Origin of the sequence: Pseudomonas sp. FW305-28 (assembly GCF_017351395.1) — a bacterium.
GTDB classification, from domain to species: domain Bacteria; phylum Pseudomonadota; class Gammaproteobacteria; order Pseudomonadales; family Pseudomonadaceae; genus Aquipseudomonas; species Aquipseudomonas fluorescens_AA.
On sequence record NZ_JACNDD010000027.1, the window covers coordinates 1 to 23,539 of the forward strand.

At 59.0% G+C, this 23,539-nt stretch carries 20 protein-coding genes; 10 read left to right on the forward strand and 10 right to left on the reverse strand.

Annotated features, from left to right (window positions below; translation table 11 throughout):
- From J4E53_RS08915 to J4E53_RS08940, 6 genes are all read right to left on the reverse strand, one after another.
- Positions 1–465 (reverse strand): OprD family outer membrane porin (locus tag J4E53_RS08915; protein WP_207268126.1); only part of this gene is annotated, 465 nt, incomplete at its 3' end.
- Between the two features lie 276 nt (positions 466–741).
- Positions 742–1,437: a DUF4286 family protein gene (locus tag J4E53_RS08920; protein ID WP_060742483.1), complete on the reverse strand. Its 696-nt coding sequence runs from the start codon at positions 1,435–1,437 to the stop codon at positions 742–744.
- Positions 1,438–1,459: 22 nt separating this feature from the next.
- A complete protein-coding gene (locus J4E53_RS08925) occupies positions 1,460–2,353 on the reverse strand; it encodes a fumarylacetoacetate hydrolase family protein (RefSeq protein WP_060742484.1) in 894 nt (297 codons plus the stop codon).
- Positions 2,354–2,356: 3 nt separating this feature from the next.
- Complete coding sequence (locus tag J4E53_RS08930) at positions 2,357–3,157, reverse strand: fumarylacetoacetate hydrolase family protein (protein ID WP_103310013.1); 801 nt, start codon at positions 3,155–3,157, stop codon at positions 2,357–2,359.
- Complete coding sequence (locus tag J4E53_RS08935; protein ID WP_060742486.1) at positions 3,154–3,960, reverse strand: IclR family transcriptional regulator; 807 nt, start codon at positions 3,958–3,960, stop codon at positions 3,154–3,156. Before J4E53_RS08935 ends, J4E53_RS08930 begins: the two co-directional genes overlap by 4 nt.
- A 288-nt stretch (positions 3,961–4,248) precedes the next feature.
- Positions 4,249–5,427: a fumarylacetoacetate hydrolase family protein gene (locus J4E53_RS08940; protein WP_103310014.1), complete on the reverse strand. Its 1,179-nt coding sequence runs from the start codon at positions 5,425–5,427 to the stop codon at positions 4,249–4,251.
- A 120-nt stretch (positions 5,428–5,547) separates the two neighbouring features.
- On the opposite strand from J4E53_RS08940, the gene J4E53_RS08945 reads away from it, so the two are divergent.
- From J4E53_RS08945 to J4E53_RS08975, 7 genes are all read left to right on the forward strand, one after another.
- Positions 5,548–6,534 carry a LysR family transcriptional regulator gene (locus J4E53_RS08945; RefSeq protein ID WP_103310016.1) on the forward strand — a complete coding sequence of 329 codons (987 nt, stop codon included), beginning with the start codon at positions 5,548–5,550 and terminating at the stop codon, positions 6,532–6,534.
- A 123-nt stretch (positions 6,535–6,657) separates the two neighbouring features.
- Entirely contained in the window at positions 6,658–8,205 is a 1,548-nt protein-coding gene (locus J4E53_RS08950; protein ID WP_103310017.1) for a UxaA family hydrolase, read from the forward strand.
- 60 nt (positions 8,206–8,265) lie between these two features.
- Complete coding sequence (locus J4E53_RS08955) at positions 8,266–9,846, forward strand: aldehyde dehydrogenase (NADP(+)) (protein WP_103310019.1); 1,581 nt, start codon at positions 8,266–8,268, stop codon at positions 9,844–9,846.
- A 306-nt stretch (positions 9,847–10,152) separates the two neighbouring features.
- Positions 10,153–11,595, forward strand: a complete 1,443-nt coding sequence (locus J4E53_RS08960; protein ID WP_060742491.1) for an MFS transporter — start codon at positions 10,153–10,155, stop codon at positions 11,593–11,595.
- A 151-nt stretch (positions 11,596–11,746) separates the two neighbouring features.
- Positions 11,747–12,571 (forward strand): shikimate dehydrogenase, encoded by an 825-nt coding sequence (locus J4E53_RS08965; protein WP_103310020.1) that lies wholly within the window; start codon positions 11,747–11,749, stop codon positions 12,569–12,571.
- A gap of 296 nt (positions 12,572–12,867) precedes the next feature.
- On the forward strand, positions 12,868–13,875 hold the full coding sequence (locus J4E53_RS08970) for a Gfo/Idh/MocA family protein (RefSeq protein ID WP_103310022.1): 1,008 nt from the start codon (positions 12,868–12,870) through the stop codon (positions 13,873–13,875).
- A gap of 45 nt (positions 13,876–13,920) precedes the next feature.
- The gene (locus tag J4E53_RS08975) at positions 13,921–14,727 is read left to right on the forward strand and encodes an IclR family transcriptional regulator (RefSeq protein WP_060742494.1); all 807 of its coding nucleotides are present in this window, start codon (positions 13,921–13,923) and stop codon (positions 14,725–14,727) included.
- A 172-nt stretch (positions 14,728–14,899) separates the two neighbouring features.
- Here J4E53_RS08975 and J4E53_RS08980 read toward each other — a convergent pair whose 3' ends face one another.
- Entirely contained in the window at positions 14,900–15,709 is an 810-nt protein-coding gene (locus tag J4E53_RS08980; protein ID WP_103310024.1) for a sugar phosphate isomerase/epimerase, read from the reverse strand.
- Between the two features lie 267 nt (positions 15,710–15,976).
- Here J4E53_RS08980 and J4E53_RS08985 point away from each other — a divergent pair, with 267 nt between their 5' ends.
- A complete protein-coding gene (locus tag J4E53_RS08985; RefSeq protein WP_103310025.1) occupies positions 15,977–16,768 on the forward strand; it encodes an SDR family NAD(P)-dependent oxidoreductase in 792 nt (263 codons plus the stop codon).
- Between the two features lie 222 nt (positions 16,769–16,990).
- Here the strand turns inward: J4E53_RS08985 and J4E53_RS08990 are convergent, their stop codons facing one another.
- The 3 genes from J4E53_RS08990 to J4E53_RS09000 all read right to left on the reverse strand — a co-directional run bounded on the left by J4E53_RS08990 (position 16,991) and on the right by J4E53_RS09000 (position 20,404).
- Positions 16,991–18,439 (reverse strand): APC family permease, encoded by a 1,449-nt coding sequence (locus J4E53_RS08990; RefSeq protein WP_060742497.1) that lies wholly within the window; start codon positions 18,437–18,439, stop codon positions 16,991–16,993.
- A gap of 197 nt (positions 18,440–18,636) precedes the next feature.
- A complete protein-coding gene (locus J4E53_RS08995) occupies positions 18,637–19,377 on the reverse strand; it encodes an IclR family transcriptional regulator (protein ID WP_103310027.1) in 741 nt (246 codons plus the stop codon).
- 58 nt (positions 19,378–19,435) lie between these two features.
- Entirely contained in the window at positions 19,436–20,404 is a 969-nt protein-coding gene (locus tag J4E53_RS09000; protein ID WP_103310033.1) for a helix-turn-helix domain-containing protein, read from the reverse strand.
- Between the two features lie 215 nt (positions 20,405–20,619).
- On the opposite strand from J4E53_RS09000, the gene J4E53_RS09005 reads away from it, so the two are divergent.
- Both J4E53_RS09005 and J4E53_RS09010 read left to right on the forward strand, forming a co-directional pair.
- The gene (locus J4E53_RS09005; protein WP_103310029.1) at positions 20,620–21,993 is read left to right on the forward strand and encodes an aspartate aminotransferase family protein; all 1,374 of its coding nucleotides are present in this window, start codon (positions 20,620–20,622) and stop codon (positions 21,991–21,993) included.
- A 38-nt stretch (positions 21,994–22,031) separates the two neighbouring features.
- Positions 22,032–23,486 carry an aldehyde dehydrogenase gene (locus J4E53_RS09010; RefSeq protein WP_060742500.1) on the forward strand — a complete coding sequence of 485 codons (1,455 nt, stop codon included), beginning with the start codon at positions 22,032–22,034 and terminating at the stop codon, positions 23,484–23,486.
- Positions 23,487–23,539: the final 53 nt, after the last annotated feature.

The following is a 23,539-nucleotide window of genomic DNA, read 5'->3' on the forward strand; positions in this document are numbered from 1 at the left end:
GCGCAGGATCGGCAGCACCGGCATCCACTCGCCGACCTTCAATTCGGTCTTCGACACCTTGGCCTTCAGGGCTACGCCCAGGCGCCCAAAGTCATCGGCCGGGCGACCGTCGTCATGCACGGGCAGCAATTGCGTACCCGCTGTGCCGCGACCGCCGTCGAGTTTCACCGAGTACAGGCCCAGCACGTCCACGCCGAAACCGACCACGCCCTGGGTGAAGCCGGACTTGGCGTCGAGGATGAAGTTCTGGGTCCATTCCTCGGCCTTGCCCTGGGCATTGTTCGGGTTGGTGAAGTTGCGATTGATGTAAGCGTTGCGCAAATTGAGGGTGGCCTTAGTGCCATCGACAAAACCGCTATTTTGATCGGCTTGAACAACAGCTGACGAACCCGCGCAAAACGCAAGAGTCAGGCTGATAAGCGATTGATGTGCGGGCACGCTGCGGACAGTAACCGGGTAGCGCATGATGTTTCCTCACAATGAATTATTATTGTTTTTTGTTGCGATTTTTAGCTCGTGACAACGCATGCACAGACAGCCCGAAGAGCTAACTTCCGAGCGACCGAAGGAACTCCTTATCCAGCCCGTTATTGAGCAACTTGATAATTGTTTAATATCGCCTTAAGCAAAATCCGAGCGTGCGCAGACGCGAGCTAAACTCAATGCCTGTGTGGGCACGCTCGTGAGAAATTGCGTGAGAACAACGACTGGAAAGTTAAAACGTACTCGAACGCTCGGCGATCAACCCGCACTCCCCGGCGTTTTGCACCGTGTGTATTCCAATTGATAGAGCGTGGTTTCCGGTCCTATCGATTGCCCCTCCAGCAGCCGTTGCAGCTCGGCCACAAAAGACTCGCCGGCGACGCGAACGTAATCAGGTGCACAACCTTCGATCATGACGATCCAGGCCGGTATCTGGGTGCCTTCGGCGCGGGCCTTTTTCTCTGCGGTTTCAACCTTGCTCACGGCCTCATCCGCCACACACAAATGCACGCCCGTAATACCCTGTTTATCCGCCAGGGGAGGCAGCACGCGTTGACGCAATGCGTCTGACACCGATTTATGCAGCCCTTCGACAACATCGAAACGGACCGTTAACAGATACGCGCCCTGCCCCACACCGCTGGAGTAAGTGACTGCGCAAATGGATCGCGCGACATTGCGATAGGACTTCACCGACTGCTGGGTCCATGCCGTCGGACTGTTGAGGCGCGATAAATAATCCTGCCCTCCCAACACCTGCACAGAATCAGCCTCATAAAGGTTGAAATAAGTCGGCCCGGCATCCAAAGCGACGTACCGGCGTCCCCGCAAAAAGCCCGGAATTCCAGCCCGCTCGGGCATGTGTTCACGGTTATGCCACTCATAGAACTCGTCCCGCGCTTCGGGCAAAAGATCATGCCAGATCGCGACTACACCTGTTCCTGCAAAGCTCATAGTGTTTTTCCTTTAGCGATAGTCAGTCAACATTGGGATGGCGCCCGGCGACCCATGCAGCCCCCATTTCAGCAACGTAAGGAACCACGGTCTGGAATTGTTCACCCAGCCCTTGGCCACCGACACGCATGGTGTCACCCGCCTTGAGGAATACCGGTGGTTTCTGCCCGAGCCCCACACCTGGTGGCGTACCGGTAATGATGACGTCACCCGGCAGTAGCGGCATGAAGCGACTGAGGTACGCGACAATATGGGCAACGCTGAAGATCATCGTACGGGTATTGCCGGTCTGGAAACGTTTGCCATTCACGTCGAGCCAGAGGTCAAGTGCCTGCGGATCGGCAATTTCGTCACGGGTGACCAGCCAAGGTCCCAGAGGTGCGAAAGAAAAACCGCTTTTGCCCTTGGTCCACTGGCCTTCGTACTCAAGCTGATAAGCCCGCTCGGACACATCATTGGCCAGGCAATAACCGGCAACGTGGTCCAATGCCCGCGCCTCATCGATCTGCCAGGCAGGCGTACCGATGACAATGGCCAGTTCGACTTCCCAATCCAGCTTCTGAGCGCCCGTTGGCAGGATGACCGGGTCATTGGGGCCGCTGATGGACGCGGTGTGTTTGTTGAAGACCACCGGCTGGCTCGGGATTGGTGTATTCGTTTCAGCCGCGTGGTCGGAGTAGTTCAGACCGATGCAAATCAGGTTCGGTACGCTGCCTACACACGGACCAAGACGTGTGCCTGGCGCCACCACGGGCAGCTTTTCAACGTCAACCGCGCGCAACTTTTCAAGCACTGACGGGCTCAGGGCCGATGCATCGATGTCATCGACAATGCCCGAGAGGTCTCGAACGATCCCTTGCGAATCCAGGATTCCCGGTTGTTCCTGCCCCGGTAAACCAAAACGAACTAAGCGCATTTGTTACTCCTCCAGCGTTGAGAAATGGACAGACAATGAGCCTGCTTCGCCGAACTGCACATGCAGTGGCTGGTTAACGGGCACATCGAGAACACCTGCATAGGACCCGGTGATAATCACCTGCCCTGCTTGCAGCCCTATCCCTTGTGTAGACAGAAAATTGGCCAGCCAGACGATCGGCAACAACGGATCCCCGTCCGGATGTCGACCCTTGATTTTCAGGGGCTCCGACGTTGCATCGCTCAAGGTGATAGCCAGTTCAGAGGGCATGCTGGCAGGGTTCGACAGCGTGATTGGCGCCCCAAGTACCAGGCCGTGATTGAATAGACCATCCGCGAGCAATTGCTCGAACGGCAGTGTCTGTGGATGGGTATAACGGCAGTCGATCACTTCCAATGCCAAACGCACGTCGCTGATCGCAGCAGCGATCTGTTCAGCGGTGTAAGGCTCGACACGTACCGGCAAATCATGGGCCAGGACGCACGCCAGTTCGGGCTCGATGCGCGCCTTATCGGCGTCAGCGGCCAGTCGGTAACGTTCGCCTTCTACAATGCTGTCGCTGTAGATCGGGGCTACGATCCACTTGCCAGCCGGCGGTAACGCACACTTCCAGCCTCCCACGGTCTTTCCAGCCAATGGGCCCACGCGTTGCTGAATGGCAAAACCTTCTGCGAGGCTGCCTGGCAGGTTCTGGTCAGGCAAGGATGCCAGCCGCCCCCCCTCCAGCCGTGCACGGACCAGAGCGGCAGCGGCGACTTCCAGCTCCGATCCTGCCTTGGCCCCTGCAGGTGCGAGTTGGCTCATACGCTCTCCGAATGCACGTTGTTCTGGCGCGGCCAAACCGTACCCAGCTTGTTGGCGGCCTCTTCCAGCAGGGCATGCAATTCGTCATAACGCTCGGGCTGCATGCGCAACACCGGACCGGCGATACTCATCGTGCCGACCACAGTGCCGGATGGAACCAGCTTGACCGGTACGGCAATCGCCCAGACACCCGCCTCGGCCTCTTCAATGACCAAGCCATACCCGCGCTTCCGGGTCAGTGCCAACTCGGCCAACAAGCCTTCGATGCTGTTGATCGCCTTCGGCCCGTGTCCCATCCCTGTGTCAGCTTTCCCCAGCCCGCTACGCAACGCATGCTCAATGGCCTGCTCATCGGACATTGTTGCCAGCCAGGCTTTGCCATTGGCGGTTGCATAGAGATTGATCGGTTTATCCATGGCCGGCGAATACATAAGCCCTGGCGCGGCGCCTTGGGCCGAAGACAACCAGGACAAGGTGCCCTCGTTGACCACCGTCAGCCGCACCAACTCATGACATTGAACAGCCACTTGCTCGATGATCGGCTGGACCAATTCAGGCAAGCCGATGCCATGTAAATAACGCTGCCCCAACAGTGCCAGCTTCAGTGTCAAGCGGTACTGCGACGTGGCTTCATCCTGCTCCGCCCACCCTTGCTCGACTAACTGAGCAAGCACTCGATGGGCGGGGCCCTTCTCCAAGCCCAGCTCGGCTGCGATATCGGACATCCGCATCCAGCGAGCCTCGCGGGCCAGCAGTTCAATCGCCTCCAGGCAACGGTCAACAGCACCTTTAACGACTCTCATATTTTTCTCGACTTATCTTTGACAATGAGGTGGATTCGAGCAACATTGTTCGTACTGGAACCGTGTTCCAATAATATGCAGGCGTCCCCGGATAAGTCAAACCCGCTTGCACCGGGTTGGCCTGATCGAGACAGAGCGGGCCACGCAGCCGGGTCTCCGGGACGTGGGACGCCTGACAGAGATAAAAACCGAACGCTTCGGCGTCCGGCTCTTTATCCATAGACAAGCGCCTGTGCATGTTCAATCTTTGCGGAAGAACGCCCAATGCCTCTCACCACCCTGCCTTACCTACAGAAGTCCGCGGGCAGCAAGATTGTGCATCATTGCCCGCAAGCCGAAAGTCCAGGGCGCAGCCTCATGGCTGTAGGTGACGGTGTTGCGCAGCGTGCCCAGCAACGGACTCCCGATGCTGACCTCGTCACCCTGCTTATGAGTAAAGCCGCTTCCCGGCTCCTCGCGATCCTGGGTAGGCGCAAACAATGTCCCGAGAAAAAGCATGAAGCCATCCGGGTACTGGTGATCACCGCCAACCGTCTGGGCCACGAGATCCAGCGGGTCACGGCTGATCAGGGCCATGGAACTGCTGCCTTCCAGCGTAAAGCCATCATCGCCCCGGACTTGCAGATCCACGACGCAGTTGCGCACGTCATCGAGCGTAAACGTTTCATCGAACAGACGAATGAACGGGCCGATCGCACAGGACGCATTGTTGTCCTTGGCCTTGCTCAACAGCAGGGCGCTGCGGCCTTCGAAATCACGCAAATTGACGTCATTGCCCAAGGTGACGCCATGCACTTGGCCTCGACTGTTCACCGCCAGCACAATTTCCGGTTCCGGATTGTTCCATTCAGACTTGCGATGAATGCCGATTTCGCTGCCACTGCCCACTGCGGCCAGAACCGGTGCCTTTGTGAAAATCTCCGCATCCGGACCGATACCGACCTCCAGGTATTGCGACCACATACCCTGCTTGATCAGCACAGCTTTAAGACGCATCGCTTCTGGCGAACCCGGTTTGATTGCCCGCAAATTATCGCCGATGGCTTCTTGCACCAGACGGCGAACACTTTCGGCTTTGGCAGCATCGCCTCGGGCCTGCTCCTCGATGACCCGCTCGATCATGCTGGACGCGAACGTCACCCCGGCCGCCTTGATGACTTGCAGATCTGCTGGAGGCAGCAGCGATGCCTTGCCGGGATCGGCATGGCTGCCGGTGTTCCCAAGCAATTGTTCGACGGTCCCGATGTACCTGCCTGGCGCCTGACGAACAACCAACAACGGCGAGGTGTGTTCCAGCAGTTCGCTGATTGTCGAAAAGGTTTCAGAAAGATCGAACACACCTTCATCGCGCAGCACCACCGGCGAGGGGCCGGCAATCGCCCCCGGGATCCAGGCACGGCCGATCAGCGTGCCGACCAGGCCATCCACTGGCAGGGTGTTTTCGCGCGTCAGTTTCAAATTCGCCATGGAGCTTCCAGATCAGTTGGTCATCAGAGCCGTAAAACTAATGGACTGCCCCCGTAAATCCCAATGAAAGAATCTCACTCATCAATGCTGTTTCGTTATCGACAGACAAGGCCTTAACCGATGGAAAATGACCAGATTACTTTTGCCAGTGTCTCCCGATGGCTGAAGATCAAACATTTGGTACTGGTCAATAGCTTGGCCAAGACCCGCAACATGCACACAACCGCCGAACACATGAATGTTACGCAGCCGGCCATCAGTAAATTGCTGCGCGATCTGGAAGTTCTCCTCGGTTTTCCGCTGTTTGAGCGTCAAACGCGTAGTCTGGTTCTTACCGAACTAGGGGAATTCGTAGCCCGTTTTGCGCGTATCACCTTGGAAGACACGGAGTCGTTCGTCGACCAAGTCAACAAACTGCGAAAAGGCGGGCATGGTCATTTAAAAGTCGGCACCATTTTCGCCGCAACATCAGTGGTGCTGCCTGAAGCCATTGCCAGCATCAAACGCGAGCGCCCCCTCCTCTCTATCGAGGTGATCGAACAAACCAGCAACCATCTGCTGGAAATGCTCGAACAAAAGAAACTCGATCTGATCATCGCGCGCTTCACGGATGAAGATTGTCAGCCGTTCGAATTTACGTCGCTGGGACCCGAACCCTTTTGTCTTGTCGTGAACAGCACACACCCTCTGTGCGATCTTGAGGAGGTCCCCACTGAAGCACTCAGTGAATGGCCATGGGTCATGTATCCCTTCAATACGCCGATCCGACAACGCATGGAGCGCGCTTTCAGGACGTTCAAGATCGCCCCGCCGGCCAACACGGTGGAGACCATTTCGATGCAAACCTTCCTGCAGTTGCTTCAGTCCGGGCCAATGCTCGCCATGCTCCCCGAGTCCATGGTCCAGTCACAGCTGCAAAACGGCCAGCTTCAAATCCTCAACACGCCCTTCAAAGTTGAATCCCAGGATTACGGGGTTATCACTCGCAAGGATGAGCCCCTGTCAGAGCCGACACGGACGTTTATTGCGACCTTGCTGGCGTTCGCCAAACAGCGGCAAACGGCTACAGAGAAGAGAGGCCGCAGCCAGTTCAGAAAAAGTCGATGAGGCAAAGTTATCGAGCAATCGAAAGCTCTCATTAGGCAGCCATTTCCATGAATCCTATAGTGCCGGCACAAAAGTGCGGCGCTATTAGCGACCGCCCACCACCCAGCAGCCCGTGAGGATGCGATGGAACTGATCATGAAAACCGGCGCAGCAGCTGTGCTGCGTTTGAATCCGCTGGACGATGTGCTGATCGCACGCCGGCCGCTACTCGCTGGCGAAGTCCTTGAACAGGAAGGCGTGACCATCCGGCAAGCGATCGTGCCGGGCCATAAAGTGGCTTCCCGACGTATCGAAGCCGGTCAACCAGTAAGACGCTATGGGCAAATCATTGGTTTTGCTGTTGTCGACATAGAAGCAGGCGAGCATGTCCATGTGCACAATCTGGCCATGGGGGAATTCGCTCGAGATTATGCTTTCAGCGTCGATGCGAAGCCCAACGTCACGCCCAGTGAAGCCCCGTCGTTCATGGGTATCGTACGCCCGGATGGACGCGTCGCGACGCGCAACTACATCGGCATTCTTACGTCCGTGAATTGCTCTGCCACAGTCGCCCGGGCCATCGCCGATCATTTTCGTCGGGACATCAATCCCGCTGCACTGCAAGCGTATCCAAACGTCGACGGTGTTGTCGCCCTGACACATTCCGCCGGCTGCGCCGTTGATCCAGCGGGCGACGGTTTGAGCATGTTGCGCCGGACATTGGCCGGCTATGCGACCCATGCCAACTTTGCGGCCGTGCTGGTGATCGGGTTGGGCTGCGAGACGAACCAAATCGACTCATTACTCACAACCCAAGGACTCACCCGCAGCAATACCCTACGTACGTTCAACATCCAGGACAGTGGCGGTACATCCAAGGCCATCGCCAGTGGCATTGACCACGTGAAGCAATTGCTTGGCGAGGCCAACCAAATTCAGCGTGAACCGGTCAGCGCTCGCCATCTGGTCGTCGGGCTTCAGTGCGGTGGCTCGGATGGCTACTCCGGCATTACTGCCAACCCTGCGCTGGGCAACGCGGTGGATCGTCTGGTCGCCTGCGGCGGCACCGCGATTCTCTCCGAAACCCCGGAAATATACGGTGCCGAACATTTGCTGACGCGGCGGGCTGTCAGCCGAGAAGTCGGCGAAAAACTCATCGCTCGCATTCATTGGTGGGAACAGTACTGCGAGCGTATGGGGGCCGAACTAAACAATAACCCCTCTGCCGGCAACAAGGCCGGTGGCTTGACCACCATCCTGGAAAAATCACTGGGCGCGGTGGCAAAGGCGGGTTCGAGCAATCTGATGGATGTCTACGAATACGCCCAGGCCGTCACGGCCAACGGGCTGGTTTTCATGGACACCCCTGGCTATGACCCGGTCTCGGCAACCGGTCAGGTCGCCGGTGGCGCGAACCTGATTGCGTTTACCACCGGGCGCGGATCGGCCTATGGCTGTGCTCCTGCCCCGTCAATCAAGCTGGCGACCAATAGCGCCTTATGGGCGCGTCAACGTGAAGACATGGACATCAACTGTGGCGAAATAGCCGAAGACACGTTGACCATCGAGGCGTGCGGTGCAGCGATCTTTGAAACCATGCTGCGCATTGCTTCGGGCGAACGCAGCATGAGCGAACAACACGGATACGGACAAAACGAGTTCGTGCCTTGGCAGATCGGCGCCGTCACCTGACTTTCAGTCCTCGGGACGCCTTGCCCCTCGATCACATGCACTTTCAACCTGGAGACAACCATGTCCCTCATCACCGGCCAGAACTTTATCGGCGGTCAGCGCAGCGCCGTCGGCAGCATCATCGTCAAGAGCGTGGATGCCAGCACGGGGGAAACCTTACCCTATGCGTTCCACCAGGCGACTGCGCAAGAAGTCGAGGACGCGGCTCATGCAGCCTGCAATGCTTTTTCCAGCTACCGCACCCTGAGCGCGAACAAACGGGCTGAATTTCTCGATGCCATTGCGCAAGAGCTAGACGCTTTGGACGATGAGTTCATTGCGCTGGTTTGCCGTGAAACAGCACTGCCTGTCGCTCGCATCCAGGGCGAACGCGCACGTACCAGCGGTCAAATGCGCCTGTTTGCAAACGTGCTGCGGCGTGGTGACTTCTATGGGGCTCGCATCGACCAGGCGTTGCCCCTTCGCACACCGTTGCCACGCCCTGACCTGCGCCAGTACCGCACCGCAATCGGTCCGGTCGCTGTGTTTGGTGCCAGTAATTTCCCGTTGGCTTTCTCCACTGCGGGCGGCGACACCGCCTCCGCGCTTGCGGCGGGTTGTCCAGTGGTATTCAAAGCCCACAGCGGCCACATGGCGACTGCTGAACAGGTCGCCAACGCGATTATCCGGGCGGCCGAGCGCAGCGGCATGCCCGCGGGTGTCTTCAACATGATTTATGGCAGTGGCGTAGGCGAAGCCTTGGTAAAACACCCGCTCATCAAGGGCGTGGGTTTTACCGGCTCGCTCAAAGGTGGTCGAGCGTTGTGCGATATGGCCGCCGCTCGCCCCGAGCCCATTCCAGTCTTCGCCGAGATGTCGAGCATCAACCCGGTCGTGATCCTGCCTGAGGCACTCTCGCGTCGAGCCGACAGTATCGCTCACGACCTTGCCGCCTCGGTGGTTCAAGGTTGCGGGCAGTTTTGCACCAATCCCGGGCTGGTAGTGGGTATTCGCTCGGATGCTTTCACTGCTTTTCAGGACCGAGTGGCAGCGTTGATGAACGACCAACCGGCACAGACAATGCTCAATTCGGGCACCCTGCGCAGCTACGCGGCTGGCTTGCAGAACCTGCATGCGCACCCCGGCATCGTGCACCTGGCTGGCAGCGACCAGCAAGGGCACCAGGCCCAGCCACAGTTGTTCAAGGCCGACGTTGCGTTGCTGTTTAACGGCGACAAGGTTCTTCAAGAAGAAATCTTCGGCCCCACGTCCATCTTCATCGAGGTCGCTGACCAGGCCCAACTCAATGCTGCCATCAATGCCCTTCACGGACAATTGACCGCCACCTTGATTGGCGAGCCAGAAGACCTTACGCAATTCGCAGAGCTGACTGCTTTGTTGGAGACGAAGGTTGGTCGCATCCTCATCAATGGCTATCCAACGGGTGTCGAGGTCTGCGATTCAATGGTCCACGGCGGCCCTTACCCTGCCACCTCCGATAGCCGTGGCACCTCGGTCGGCACCTTGGCCATCGACCGCTTCCTGAGGCCAGTCTGCTTCCAGAACTACCCCGACGCATTGCTTCCCGATGCGCTCAAGAATGCGAATCCGTTGAACATTTCGAGGCTCGTCGACGGCTGTCTCTCGAGAGATCGCTTGTAGTTGGCAAATGTGAAAGGCGGCGTACGACGACGGTAAAACCTGTCGTTGGCGTCATCGCTCTCCCTAGGAAGCCATAGTGCCGAGAGCTTGACGCTTCGCAGCCTGTTCATCCTCTTAACAACCATTCGCTCTATTGCATGAGCGGGTTCCAGCGTGCTCGCTCGGCGGGCCGACGCTCCCCGCAGATAACCAGCGCCATGCCTTGATCGGCCAAAGGAACGCCCTTGACAAGGTGGCGAATCTGGTAACAGAATTACTGATGGAACGACGTTACAATAACAACAATCGAGAATCCGGAGACATGTCATGAGCCAAAGCATTCAAGGCGATCCACACTCCAAGCGTCAGTCTAAAAAGGCCGCAGCGAGCGGCTGGATAGGCTCGGCGCTGGAGTACTACGACTTTTTTATCTATGCCACCGCGGCAGCGCTACTTTTCCCACAGCTGTTCTTTCCGTCAGACAACCCAACGGTTGGGATCATCATTTCGCTGGCCAGCTTCGGCGTTGGTTATATTGCCCGACCGATAGGCGCTGTGGTCTTAGGGCACATGGGCGACCGACACGGACGCAAGACGGTGCTCGTCTACTGCATGTTCCTGATGGGCGCGTCGACGATGTGCATCGGTCTGCTTCCTACCTATGCACAGATTGGTATCTGGGCTCCTGCCCTATTGATACTGTTGCGTCTGATTCAAGGTTTTGCGGTCGCGGGTGAAGTGTCTTGCGCCAGTTCCATGACCCTGGAACATGCGCCTGATGGGCGTCGCGGTTACTTTGCAAGTTTTACCCTTCAAGGCGTCCAAGCCGGGCAACTGCTAGCCGCTGCGGTTTTCCTGCCTCTTGCCCAGTTCATGCCAGCCGATCAGTTTGCTTCGTGGGGCTGGCGGATTCCATTCCTGCTCAGCGCAGTGGTGCTCGTCATGGGGTGGATCATCCGGCGTCAGGTTCATGAGGCTCCGATCTTCACTGAGGCGCAGACACAGACCGAGCCCCGTAAACTACCTGTGATCGAAGTGCTCACGCAGAGTTGGGGCGATCTGCTACGCGTCATCTGCATGGCGCTCTCTGCGGTACTTGCAATCGTCGCCTCTGTATTCGGTGCGACCTATGCAGTGCAGCCCGCCTACGGCATTGGATTTCCTTCTGGCTTATTCATGTGGATACCGGTGCTAGGCAATATATGCGCAGTTATCCTCATCCCCTTCGTTGGTAAGCTCTCCGATAGAATTGGCCGCAAGCCTCCGGTGATTGTTGGCGTTCTGTGCGGCGGCATCTTGTCATTTGGCTACCTCTATGCGATCAGCATTCACAATATGTGGCTTTCGCTGGTTCTATCGCTGCTCATGTGGGGTGTGGCTTACCAAGGCTTCAATGGTGTGTTCCCGAGTTTGTTCCCGGAACTGTTCCGTACACGGGTACGTGTTACCGGCATGGCCATTGGACAGAACATAGGCGTGGCATGCACAGCGTTTCTGCCGGCCCTTTTCGTATCTGTTGCGCCTCCCGGTAGCGATAATATCCCTCTAAAAATCGGGGCACTGACTTTTGGCATCTGTTTAATCTCCGCTATCGCCGCTATTACTACCCGGGAAACCTTCCGGATTCGTCTGAAAGACCTCGGTGACCCCAATGCTGTCCCGATGTCAGAGGAGGAGTACGAACAGGTGCGGGAAAAATCCAATCCCAAGTCAAACGCCAATGCCTCCGATCAAGCATTCAAAAAATCAGCGCCGGTGATGCGCTCCTGACGACCGCCCCCTTCACCACCGCCGCGCTGCTCAGTTTTTCTGCACAGCGCTTCGAGCAGCACGGCAGTGGATATGCACGCTCTGTCAGGGGGGATTCTGATATCTGCATACCGGCAACTGGCGTGCAATAGCCAATGACAAGTAGGTTGACATGCATCCACGCATCACAGGCACCACGCGTATATATGGATTGATCGGTGATCCACTCAGGAGCGCCAAGTCTCCAATGCTGTTGAATAAGTTGTTTGCCGAAGCACAGGCTGACGCCGTCTGCATTCCATTGGAGATAGGTACGGGGGACCTGGTTGAGTTTGTCAAAGGCGTGCGAGCCGTGCGCAACCTCGCTGGACTTCTGGTCACCATGCCGCACAAGCAGAGCATGCTGGACATCGTGGATGAGCTCCACCCTACTGCGCGCCAGATCGGCGCAATCAACGTCGTTCGTTGTGACAATGACGGGCGCTGGGTGGGCGCCGTGTTCGACGGACTGGGCTGCGTAGCGGGCATGCAGCGCCACGGAGTTTCCCTGGTGGGGAAATCTGTTCTGCTTATAGGCGCTGGCGGCTCGGGACGGGCAATCGCGTTTGCCGTTGCCGCTGCTGGCGCACGATCATTGGTCATTTCAGACCTGGATCCGCACCGCGCCTCGGACCTTGTACACCGAGTTGCCAAAGAGGGTCCGTGCGCTGTGTATACAGGCCCAGCTGACCCAGCAGGTCATGACATCGTTATCAATGCCACCCCACTCGGCATGAACCCTGATGATCCAATGCCTATAGACGCAACGCGGCTGGACCCAGCGACGGTGGTGGTCGATATCATCACCAGGTCCGAGCCGACTGCCTTGCTGCTTGAGGCGCAATCGCGCGGCTGCCAAACCCTTGATGGCCAGCCGATGCACGTAGGCCAAGCCCTGCTGGCATTGAGTTTTCTAGGTTTCGAAGATATCGAGCGTCGCTACTCGACTGAATTGTAAGGGTCCGGTACAACCTACCCTGCCTCCCCTCTTCATAACCCGAACCAAAACGGTTAACGATGTGCACTGCCCCGGCATGTGCACATTTTCGTGCGCCTGTTGAAATTGCACCTCACCTCAGACGCCACACGTCGCCATCCAGCAAAACGAAACCAACTTCCGTTCGTAATCACGTCGTGCTAGCCTACTACGCACCCTCGGAAACGTGGCTCGTGCGCTGTTATATTCGGGCTTGATCCGCACCCCGAGGGCACCGGCAAGTTCGTCAAACATATTTGTTTATAAGGAATGAATGTTTGAAAGTCGTTCTTCTGGAAGTAAGCCACTGGCACACCCCGCTCTACCTTGATGCCCTTGAGCGTCTGCCCGATGTGGCCGTCACGGCGGTATCCGACGCCACAGGGTCGCGTGGTCCCGCCCTCGCCCAGCGCTTTGGAGCGCGACGCTACGATCACTGGAAAACCCTGCTCGATAACGAAGAGGCTGATTTTGCCTTCGCCTTTGGCCCGCACGACGAGTTGTATGCCATGGGCAAGGCATTGGTCGCGCGCAACATTCCGTTTGCGATGGAGAAGCCCTGCGGGCTTACCCAGCATGAAGTGCTGGACCTGCACCAACGCGCCGAAGCCGCCGGCCTGTTCGCGGCGGTGCCGTTGGTTTGGAGGCACAGTGAATTACTGAACCGCGTCAAGCATGCGGCGTTGCAGAGTGGTGCCAAATGGAGAACCCAGTCGTTTCGATTCAACGCCGGCCCGCCCGGACGCTACTTGACGAACAGTTGCGCCTGGATGCTTGACCCGAAACGTTCGGGTGGCGGATGTACGATCAACCTTGCCCCTCATTTCGTCGATCTGGCGCAGCAAATGTCCGGAGAGCGCATATGCAGCGTGTCCGCCGTCATGCACCGCGACCCGCAGCTGGCCGCCGTAGAGAGCGCCTCAATGATGACCCTGGTGACCGAGAGCGGCTGCATCTGCACCATCGAAACTGGCTACAATTACCCGGCTAACACGCCCGAGCAACGGGAGTACTCGTTTTCATTGTCAACCGATCAGTTCTACGTGCGCTCGACCCCGGATGGCTTGCGGCTGATCGACGCGGTTGGAGCGGCAAGTGACCTGACCATGAGCCTGAACTCTGACGTGTATTACGACAATTTCGTAACCGATGTCCTCGCCCCTGGCCGTGAGACAGCGTATACCGGTGCCGGACTTGCAACCATGCACCACGTCATGCGCATCATCGAGGCGGCCTATGAGTCAGACCGCCTCGGCGGCATTCCCATCACACTCCAGTACCCCTGACACGACGTTGGCTGGCCATTGCTGGCAAAAAAGAGGATTTAAAAATTGTCACACATTGGCCGCTACTTCAACACCTTGGAACTGCTGCTGTCCCACCCGGACGGTCTCGCCCTGTCTGAAATCGGCGAGCGAACCCAAGTTGCCATGGCCACGGCCCACCGCATATTGAGCGCGCTGCGAGAAAGAGGCTACGTTTACCAGGACGAACAGGATCATTACCGCCTGACGCTGAAAATCCCCAGCATGGGCGTGAACTTCATCTCTGAAACGGGCTTCGCCAGGATCATGCAACCCTTGCTCAACGAGCTGGCCAGCGAAACCGGCGAGCACGTCCGGTTGGCGGCAGTTGCAGAGGATCACCTGACCTGGGTGCTGCAAGCCACGCAAAACACCAGAGGGCTGCAGTACCGCCGAGCCCTGGATGAAAAAATCATTCCCCACACAACCGCGGCGGGCAAAGTATGGCTTTCCACTATGCGCGATGAGCGCGCCATGCGAATTCTCGCCGCCTGGGACATCGAGAACAGCCGAGACTACGCCGGGCCCAATGCGCGCGTTTCGATTCGCGACATCTTTGATGACATCGCTCAGATCCGCAAAGACGGACACGCAGTCGTTCGAGAAGAAGGTGAAGTGGGCGTGTGTGTCGTGGCGGTTGCTGTATTCGATACCTCGCGGCCAGACAACTCGGGCCCGGTGGCCACCCTGAGCGTCGCCGGTCCCATCGCACGCATGCGGGAGGAAACCCTGAGTGCTCATATCGAACATCTGAAGCGCTCGGCAATCAGGGTAGGCGAATGCTGGTCGCTCTGGTCTTCGGTCAGTGGTGATGATTCGCTACCTCTGCGGTAGTACCGCATACACCGTCGCGATCATGACCGGCTCCATCAGGCCGAAGCCTGCGTCCCCCCATGATCGCGCGCGTATTGCTGGTGTAAACGCTGTCACCTGGACCCGTTGCGGGCCTCAAGGGCTACTTGAACTATCCGGTCGCAGGCGGTAGCGACAAGCGACCGGTGGACGATTACGGGATTTTCCAGCCCTTGGCACGCAGATCCTGCACACCCTTGTTCAGCTCATACAAAGCATTTTCTTCGCGGATGATTTCCAGTACGCAGTTTTCAATACCGCAGGTCGCGTGAACGGCCTCTCCCAACCCGATAAAGTCCACTACACCAGTGCCGACTGGATCATGCCCCCACACGTCCGTCCCCGTATCGGACACATGCACAAAGTCGATGCTGGCGTGATAAGCCAACAGACTCGCCACCGGATCTTCACCGATGTAAGCCGCATTGGCGATGTCGTAGACGACCCTGACCACATCGTCGTTGAGGGTACTTACAACCTTCGCCAGTTCCGGCATGGTGGGGGTAAAGCAATACGGAGTGTTTTCCAGCAGTAAGCGTACGCCAGCCTGTTTCGCCAGCGGAATCAGGACTGCCAGGCTTTCGTACATCCAATCGTAGGTTTTTTCGAGCGGCGGGGAAATCATTGGGCGCCTGGTGCCGGGGGATATCACCACCTCCTGAGTACCCCAAGCGGCAGCCAAGTCAATGACCGACTTGATGTGCTCGATGCTCTTCTGGCGCATATTCGCGGCGGGACTGGCCAGATTGAGGTCATAGCCGCCGGCGTTGAGGGACCTGATCTTCGCACCGTATTCATGAAGACGCGCGCTTGCGGCAGAACGGTCTGCGGTCGAGAGCTCTACCGGCCAGCAATGTGGCGAGCTGACGGGGACTTCGAACACGCGATGCCCGTGCTCGGCCAACTGCGCAATCGCATCAATTGCCGTGGATGACCACAGATAGGAAAACGTGCTGATGATCATATCGAAACATCCTTTCAGTTGAGTATTCGCTGGAGTGAAGCGGGCCATTCGTATTATGGATTTTGTACCTGACCACTATCGCTAGCTGAAAAACGCGACGATGGATGAATCTGGATAGCGACAGCCACTTAGTGGCAAGGGTATTTGACTGCAAAAAAACGATATCGGAATCAAATTCCATTGTCAATTTGATTGCAAAGCGAAATCTATTTTCGTACTTTACAAGCCTCTTTTACCTCAATGTCTAACTATAAGAAGGAGTGCCCAATGAGAGCTTTGGTCAGTGGCGGTAGTAGCGGTATCGGTGCGTCTGCATGCCTGAGGATCGCGGAAGCGGCCCTTGCTCGAGGCTCGCAGCCGAAAATTGCGGTATGCGGGCACACACCCACTCCTGCTCAGGAAGAAGTCGTTCGATCCATCGAGGCCATGGGCGGCATCGCCATCGCACTGTTAGGAGATCTCGGCGACCCAGAGGTCCCAAGCCAACTTGTGGCAGCTGCAGTAGCGGAATTCGGTGGGCTCGACGCGCTGGTTGCGAATGCCGGCATCGCCAGCCCTGGCACAATCTGTGATTTGTCCATTGCGGACTGGGACGACATGTTCTCCGTCAATCTTCGCGGCGCATGGCTGCTTGCCAAGGCCAGCTACCCGCATTTGCGCGAGAGTCGAGGCTCGGCGTGCTTTACCTCATCGATGTCTGGCCAGACTCCCCATGCCGGCTCAGGCGCGTACAGCCCCACCAAGGCAGCCTTGACAATGCTGGCCCAGACGCTCGCGCTGGAGTGGGCTCCTGACGGGATCCGTGTCAACGTGGTGTCCCCAGGAATGACCCGTACGCCGATGTCGGAAAAAATGTATACCGACCCCCAGATCAAGAAAGCACGGGAAGCAATCATTCCGCTGGCGAGAATCGGTGACCCCGTGGATATCGCGAACGTGATCGAATTTCTCATCAGCCCCTTATCGGCATATGTCACGGGCCAGGATATATGTGTGGATGGTGGCTTCTCCAAATCGATACTGAGCCATATCCCTGGGCGACCGAGCTCCAAGTCATAAGCGCAATTGCTTTGGAGTGAGTTCAGCACTCAGGTCGGATGGTGTGTCGACCAAACGACGCGAGCTGAGTGCAAGCGAGGCCGTACGGGCTTAAGGGTTACGTGCGGCTTCGACCGACAGCACCACTCATCTAAGGCGAGCCCCTTCCCCACACCACAATTGATCAACGCGTCTCTGCAACTATCGACGATCGGCCAAGCGCCATCGATACTGCGCAGGTTCCTATAGCTTATGACTCCCCAACCCCAAATACCGCTGCGGTGCCACCTTGCGCAGTCGCGCCGCCAGAAACACACCCGCCAGCAAGGCGGCGGGAATGATCGCGCAGAGGCCGTATGACAAGGCCTTGCTGGCGCCGGTCAGCACATCGAAATGCACCACCGCGATGACCAGGACCGCCAGTAACGCCACGCAAGAAAAGCCAGGGAAAATCCTCCCACGCCAGATCCCCAGCTTGAGTTCGGGGTGGCGCTGGGCAAAGACCCAGACCGCTGCGGAAGTCAGCGCCATCAGCAAGATCACGCACAGCGTCGCCAGGTTGGACAGCCAGGCGAACAGTTGCAGGATCGGATCGGCATCCATGGCGGCGAAAATCAGTACCACCACGGCGGAGATCAAGCTCTGCAACGCCGAGCCCATGTGCGGGCTCTGGTGGACGCGATGGGTGGTGCCCAACCGGCTGGGCAGCAAACCGTCACGCCCGATGGCGTAGAAGTAGCGGGCCGCCGCGTTGTGGAACGCCAGCAGCCCGGCATAGATGCTGACCATGAACAGCACGCGGATAACCTGGGTCAGGTGTGGGCCGACAAAATGGTCGGACATGCCGTAGATAAACGTCGTCGGGTCCTGCAAGGCCTGAAGCGTGGAGACGATTTTGTCCGCCCCCACGCCAATCACCATCGACCAGACCGACAGCGCGTAGAACCCGCCGATCAGCAAGACCGAACAGTAGGTGGCAATCGGGATCGTGCGTTGCGGGTTCCTGGCCTCTTCGCCATAGATGGTGGTGGCCTCGAAGCCGATGAACGCCGCGAAGCAGAACAGCAAGCCGATGGACGGCGTGCCGCTGAACACGTGGCTGCGATCGAACGCGTCGAGATTGATCCCGCTGTCCCCACCGGTCCTGAGAATGGCGAAATCCAGGAGCAGGATCGCCAGGTATTCGGCGATCACAATGACCGACAGCACCCGGGCCGACAGATCGATCTTGCGATAGCCGAGGATCGCAACGCTGGCCATCGCCATCAATGAGTACGACCACCAGGGCAATACCAGGCCGAAGACGCTCTCCATCGTGCCGCTGACCACGCCGCCGAACATCCCATACAGCCCGACTTGCAGGATGTTGTAGGCAAACATCGCCAGCACCCCCGCCGCGCCGCCAGCCAAGCCACCCAGGCCGCGAGAGGTGAAGGCATAGAAACCGCCGGCGTTGGTCACATGCCGGGACATGGTGGTGTAGCCCACCGAGAATGCCAGTAATACCAGCAAGGCCAGGATCAGCAACGCAGGCGTGCCGGCGCCATTACCCAGCATGATGCCAATGGGAAAGCCACCGGCGATGACGCTCAAGGGGCTCGCCGCCGAAACCACGAAGAAGATGATGAAGCCGACACCCAGGGCCCCACGCTTGAGCTCCGTGGAGCTGTTGACCGGGAGAGGTACACTCATGTTTTCTTGACCTTATTGTATGAGGCAGTCGCTGTAGGATCGGTGCAGTCAATCGCTCGCCGTCACCGGATAGCGTTATTGATCATCTCGCACGCTGGACTCGATCCTATGCCTCTCCCCGAACGCCCCATTAGCCCAAATCGGTAATCGGCACATTCCCCTCGAAAAAGCCAGCCGTCCAACTGCTCCTGCCCTCCTTATTGCAAGGCAATACGCGCCGTCAGTTCCGACGCCGCGCCGGTGACCAGGTCGCACAAATAGCCCTGCTGGAACGCATGGAACCGCTCGCTACGCCCCACCAGGGTCATGCTCCCGAGCACTCGGCGTTTTTCGTCGAAGATCGGCGCCGCGACGCCACTGCGCCCCGGATACAGCTCGCTTTCGCTGATGCAGTAGCCTTGCTTGCGGATGGCGAGCAGCTCCTTGGTGAACGGTTTCCACTCCAGCCCCTGATGCAGCACTTCGGCGGGCTTCGCATGGACGTCATAGATGCGGCGGATCTGGCGCGGCAGCAGATAGGCCAATACAACCCGAGCGGTCGCACTGTGGAACAGATCAATCGGCCGCCCCCGGTCGCCACCCACGGGGCCGGCGTCGGAACCCCGCTGGATCAGCACGTTGACCACTGAGTCGCCATGCCATTCGCTGACCAGTGCGTCCAGGCCCGTGTCGGCCACCAGTTTGTCCACCAGGCCCCGGCTGCAGGCCAGCAATGGATCGTAGTGAGCCATCTGATGCTCCAGCGTGACGATGCGCGGGCCGAGCGCGTAGCCGCGGGGTAATCGCTTCAAGAACCCTGCGTCGCCGAGTTCGCGCAAATAACGATAGGCGGTGGCGGGCGTGTAGCCGAGTTCCCGACAAATCACGTCCACATCGATGACCGGCTGTTCAGGGCGAAACAAGTCGAAGACCCTGAGCAGGCGGCGAAGGCTATTCATCTTTTCGACATCCTTGTGCAGGCAAGCCTGTCCGCTGCCGGGTGCAGCGGGCAAAGGCTCAAGCAAGGGCGCAACCGCCGATGGCAGCACGCGTGGTTTGGGACGGCAATTCTGCGAACAGCGCCTGGTACTCCGCCGCAAAATGGCTGAGGTGATAGAAGCCCCACTGGGCTGCGGCATCGCCTATCGAAAGATGCGTCGCGGGGGTGGACATTAGGGTTCGGCGCACACCGTTCAGCCTCACGGAGCGCAGGTAATTGACCGGTGTCGTCTCGGTTACCGAGCGGAAGCTGTTCTGCACCGTACGCCGACTGACCTGGAGTCGCTGGCACAACTCGTCCACGCTGGGCACGTTGTTCAATTGCGCGGTCGCCAGGCGGTGGCATTTTTCGACAATGTAGCTGCGCGTGGAACTTGGCGTACGCTGCTGCTTGTCGCAGGCGGGATCGGTCATCAATTGCAGCAACTCGCCGAGCATGGTCTGTTCCAGCGCCAGTTCCCGGTCTTGCGCATGGTCGAGTTCTTCACTCAAGAGCGCCTGGGAGAACGCCGCCAGCATTCGACGGCGAGCCTCGGCATAGCGTTGAGTGGACACCTTGATCACCGGTTGACGCAGCAACTGACCGATTTCCTTGGCCGACGCGGTTTGTGCCAACGCATCTTCGAACAACTCCCGCTCGAAGGTAATCGCCAGCAGTTCCATGCCCAGCGGCATATGGAACATGAACTCCTCGCCACCATGAAGAAAGAACAGGCTGCAGTCGTCCACTTCCCGCCCCTGCATCCGGATCGAACCCGGGACGGTGATCGGCACGGCGAAACACATCTTGCCCCGTGGGGCCACGCCGTGCTGCACGACACGCTGGTTGATCTGCTCGCGAAACACGTGGCAGCGCGCCGTCGTCAACTGGATCAGTGAGCTATCAGCCGTACCAGCGGTTAACTGGTTGTAGTCCTGGCTCCACTCCTGGACGGTAGCGGCGTGGACATGAATGTCGTGGAAATGGCTGATGTTCTGGTTTTTCATGATGACGAACGCCTCGGCCAATATTCTTGTTTTTAGATCGCCCTCCCGAGCGATATTCTCACATAAAGAGAATTCTGCAAATTTTCTTTGGGCAGTGTCTGTGCTCCGGTACTGACGCACGAGGCGGTCCATCCAATGTGCCGATTCGGGCTACCGGCCTGGAACAGGCCACAGGGATGATCGGCACACTGAAACCGACATCCTGAGAGACCGTCATGAGCGAAGCCAAACTCGAAGCCCTCCATTTCGCGGATGCCCCGCGGATTAACTCCACCATTCCCGGCCCCCGGACCACTGAGGCGCTGGCGTTGTCGGCGCGTACCGAATCCATGGCTCGCGGCGGCGGACGCATGCCTGTGGCCATGGACCGGGCATTCGGCGCGACCTTCAAGGACGCCGATGACAACACCTACATCGACTTGTCCGCGGGTGTGGGCGTCAGCAGCGTGGGTCGCTGCCACCCGAAAGTGGTACAGGCCATTCGCGAACAGTCCGAAGTGCTGATGCACGCTCTGGAGGTCAATAGCACCCGGCGCACCGAACTGGCCGCCAAGCTCTCCGAGATCGCGCCCGACGGCCTGCGCGGCGACTGCATTACATTCTTCACGCAAAGCGGCAGCGATGCGTTGGAAGCGGCCATCAAGTTCGCCAAGCGCGTCACCGGACGGCACCAGATCATCGCCTTCCACGGTGGCTACCACGGCGTGTGGAACGCTTCCGGCGCACTGACGACAGGCACGGCCTACCGCAAGGGCTATGGTGCCCAGATGGGTGGCGTCATTCACGCCCCCTACCCTTATGCCTACCGTTTCCCCTTCGATACCACGCACAAAAGCGCCGAGCAGATCGCCGGCGAGTACGTGGATTACCTGCTGAACACCCCCTACACCGCCGCCGATGACGTGGCGGCCGTGATCGTGGAACCGGTACAGGGCGAAGGCGGCTACGTGCCGCCGTCGCCAGAGTTCCTGCAACTGTTGCGCAAGGCCTGCGACCGCAGCGGTGCGCTGCTGATCGTCGACGAGGTGCAGTCCGGCGCCGGACGTACCGGCAAGATGTGGGCGGTCGAGCACTCCGGCGTGAAGCCCGACATGCTCACCTTTGGCAAGGGCATCGGCAGCGACCTGCCAATGGCCGGCCTGATCATGCGCTCGGACCTGGCGGCGGCGATTCCTGACGGATCGATGCCCAACACCTTCGCCGCCAACTCGTTGTCCGCGGCAGTAGCGCTGACCAACATCAGCATCCTCCAGGATCCGGAGCTCGATCTGCTCAACCGCGCCCATACACTGGGGCTGGAAGCACAGGAGCGTATTCGCGGCTTCGGCAGCCCGCTGGTCGGTGAGGTCCGTGGTCGCGGCCTGATGATCGGGATCGAGCTGGTCTCGGACCCGACCACCAAGGCGCCACTGGCACCGGAAAAGATTGGCCAACTCATGGGTTACCTGCTGAGCCACGGCGTGCTGATGATTCCCTGCGGTCGCTACAGCAACGTGATGCGTGTCATGCCCTCGCTGACGATCTCACGAGCGCTGTTCTTCAAGGCACTGGACATTTTCGGCGACGCCCTGGACGCCCTCGATGCGTGACCTGTCCCGATTCCTGCACATCACTCATGGACTTCAAAATGACTGAGCACTTGAAACACTTCATCGCAGGCGCGTCTTTCGAAGCCTCTGACGGCCGCCGCATTAACCTCGTCAACCCCGTGACGGAACAGGTCTACGGCAGCTGCGCCCGCGGCACCGTCGAGGACGTGGACCGTGCCGTGGGCGCCGCACGCCACCAGCTCGAACGTGGCGCCTGGAGCCAGCTTGACGGCGCCCAGCGCGCTCGACTGCTGTCGAAACTGGCCGACCTGGTGGAACGCGACACCGACGTGCTGGCCGATATGGACGCCGACGCCATCGGCCGCTCGCCGATCGAACCGCGCCGGCTGGACGTACCCAACGCAGTCGCCAACCTGCGCGCCTCCTCCGGCTGGGCCAACCAGCTCGAGGGGCGGACCATTCCCTCCGGCGGCTACTTTGGCACCAAGTCCCTCTCGTACACAGTACGGGAACCGGTGGGCGTGGTCGGTGCCATCGTTCCCTGGAACTCACCGCTGATGATCACAGTCTGGAAGCTCGCCGCCCTGTTGGCCGCAGGCTGCACCGTGGTCATCAAACCGTCGGAAGAGACGCCACAGTCGGCGCTGCACCTGGCAACGCTGGCCCAGGAAGCGGGCTTCCCCGATGGCGTGATCAACGTCGTCACCGGCTACGGCAACGAGGTGGGTCGCGCCCTGTGCGAACACCCCCATGTCGACAAGATCAGCTTCACCGGCAGCCCCGAAGCCGGACGTGAGATCCAACGCACTGCCGGCGTGCTGTTCAAGCGCGTGGCCCTGGAGTTGGGCGGCAAGAGCCCGCAGATTGTCTTCGACGATGCCTCCTTCGACGACGCGCTGTTCGGCTGCTCCCTCGGCCTGTTCGCCAACCAGGGCCAGGTCTGCGCGGCCGGCTCGCGCATCCTGGTCCAACGTGGCCTCGCCGATCGCTTCGCCGCAGCGCTGGCCGATGCCGCGCGCGCCGTCAAGGTCGGCGACCCTCGCCAACCCGGCGTGCAGATGGGGCCGGTGGCCAAGAAAGCCCAATTGGATCGCGTCAACCGCTACATCCAGTTGGGCATCGACCAAGGTGCGTCCCTCCTGGCCGGTGGGGTATCGAACCCTGAACAAGGTTGGTTCGTCCGGCCGACCATCTTCGCCAACGCCCGCAATGACATGGCGATCGCCCAGGACGAGATCTTCGGGCCCGTCGGCACGGTGATCACGTTCGACAGCGAAGAAGAGGCCGTCGCACTCGCCAACGATTCCAACTACGGCCTTGCAGCCACGGTCTGGACCAGCGACCTGGCACGAGCGCATCGCGTCGCTGCGGCGGTGAAGGCCGGGGCCGTGGGCATCAACTGCTGGAGCCCGCTGGACGCCAACCTGCCATGGGGCGGCGTCAAGGCCAGCGGCATTGGCCGGGAAGGAGGATTCAGCGGTGCGCTGGCCTACACCGAGGAGAAGGTCATTACCGTGCTGCTGCCCGGCTGAAAACAATCCCTGCACTGACCGGACCACCCTCCCAGCCCCCGGGCCTCAAAGGG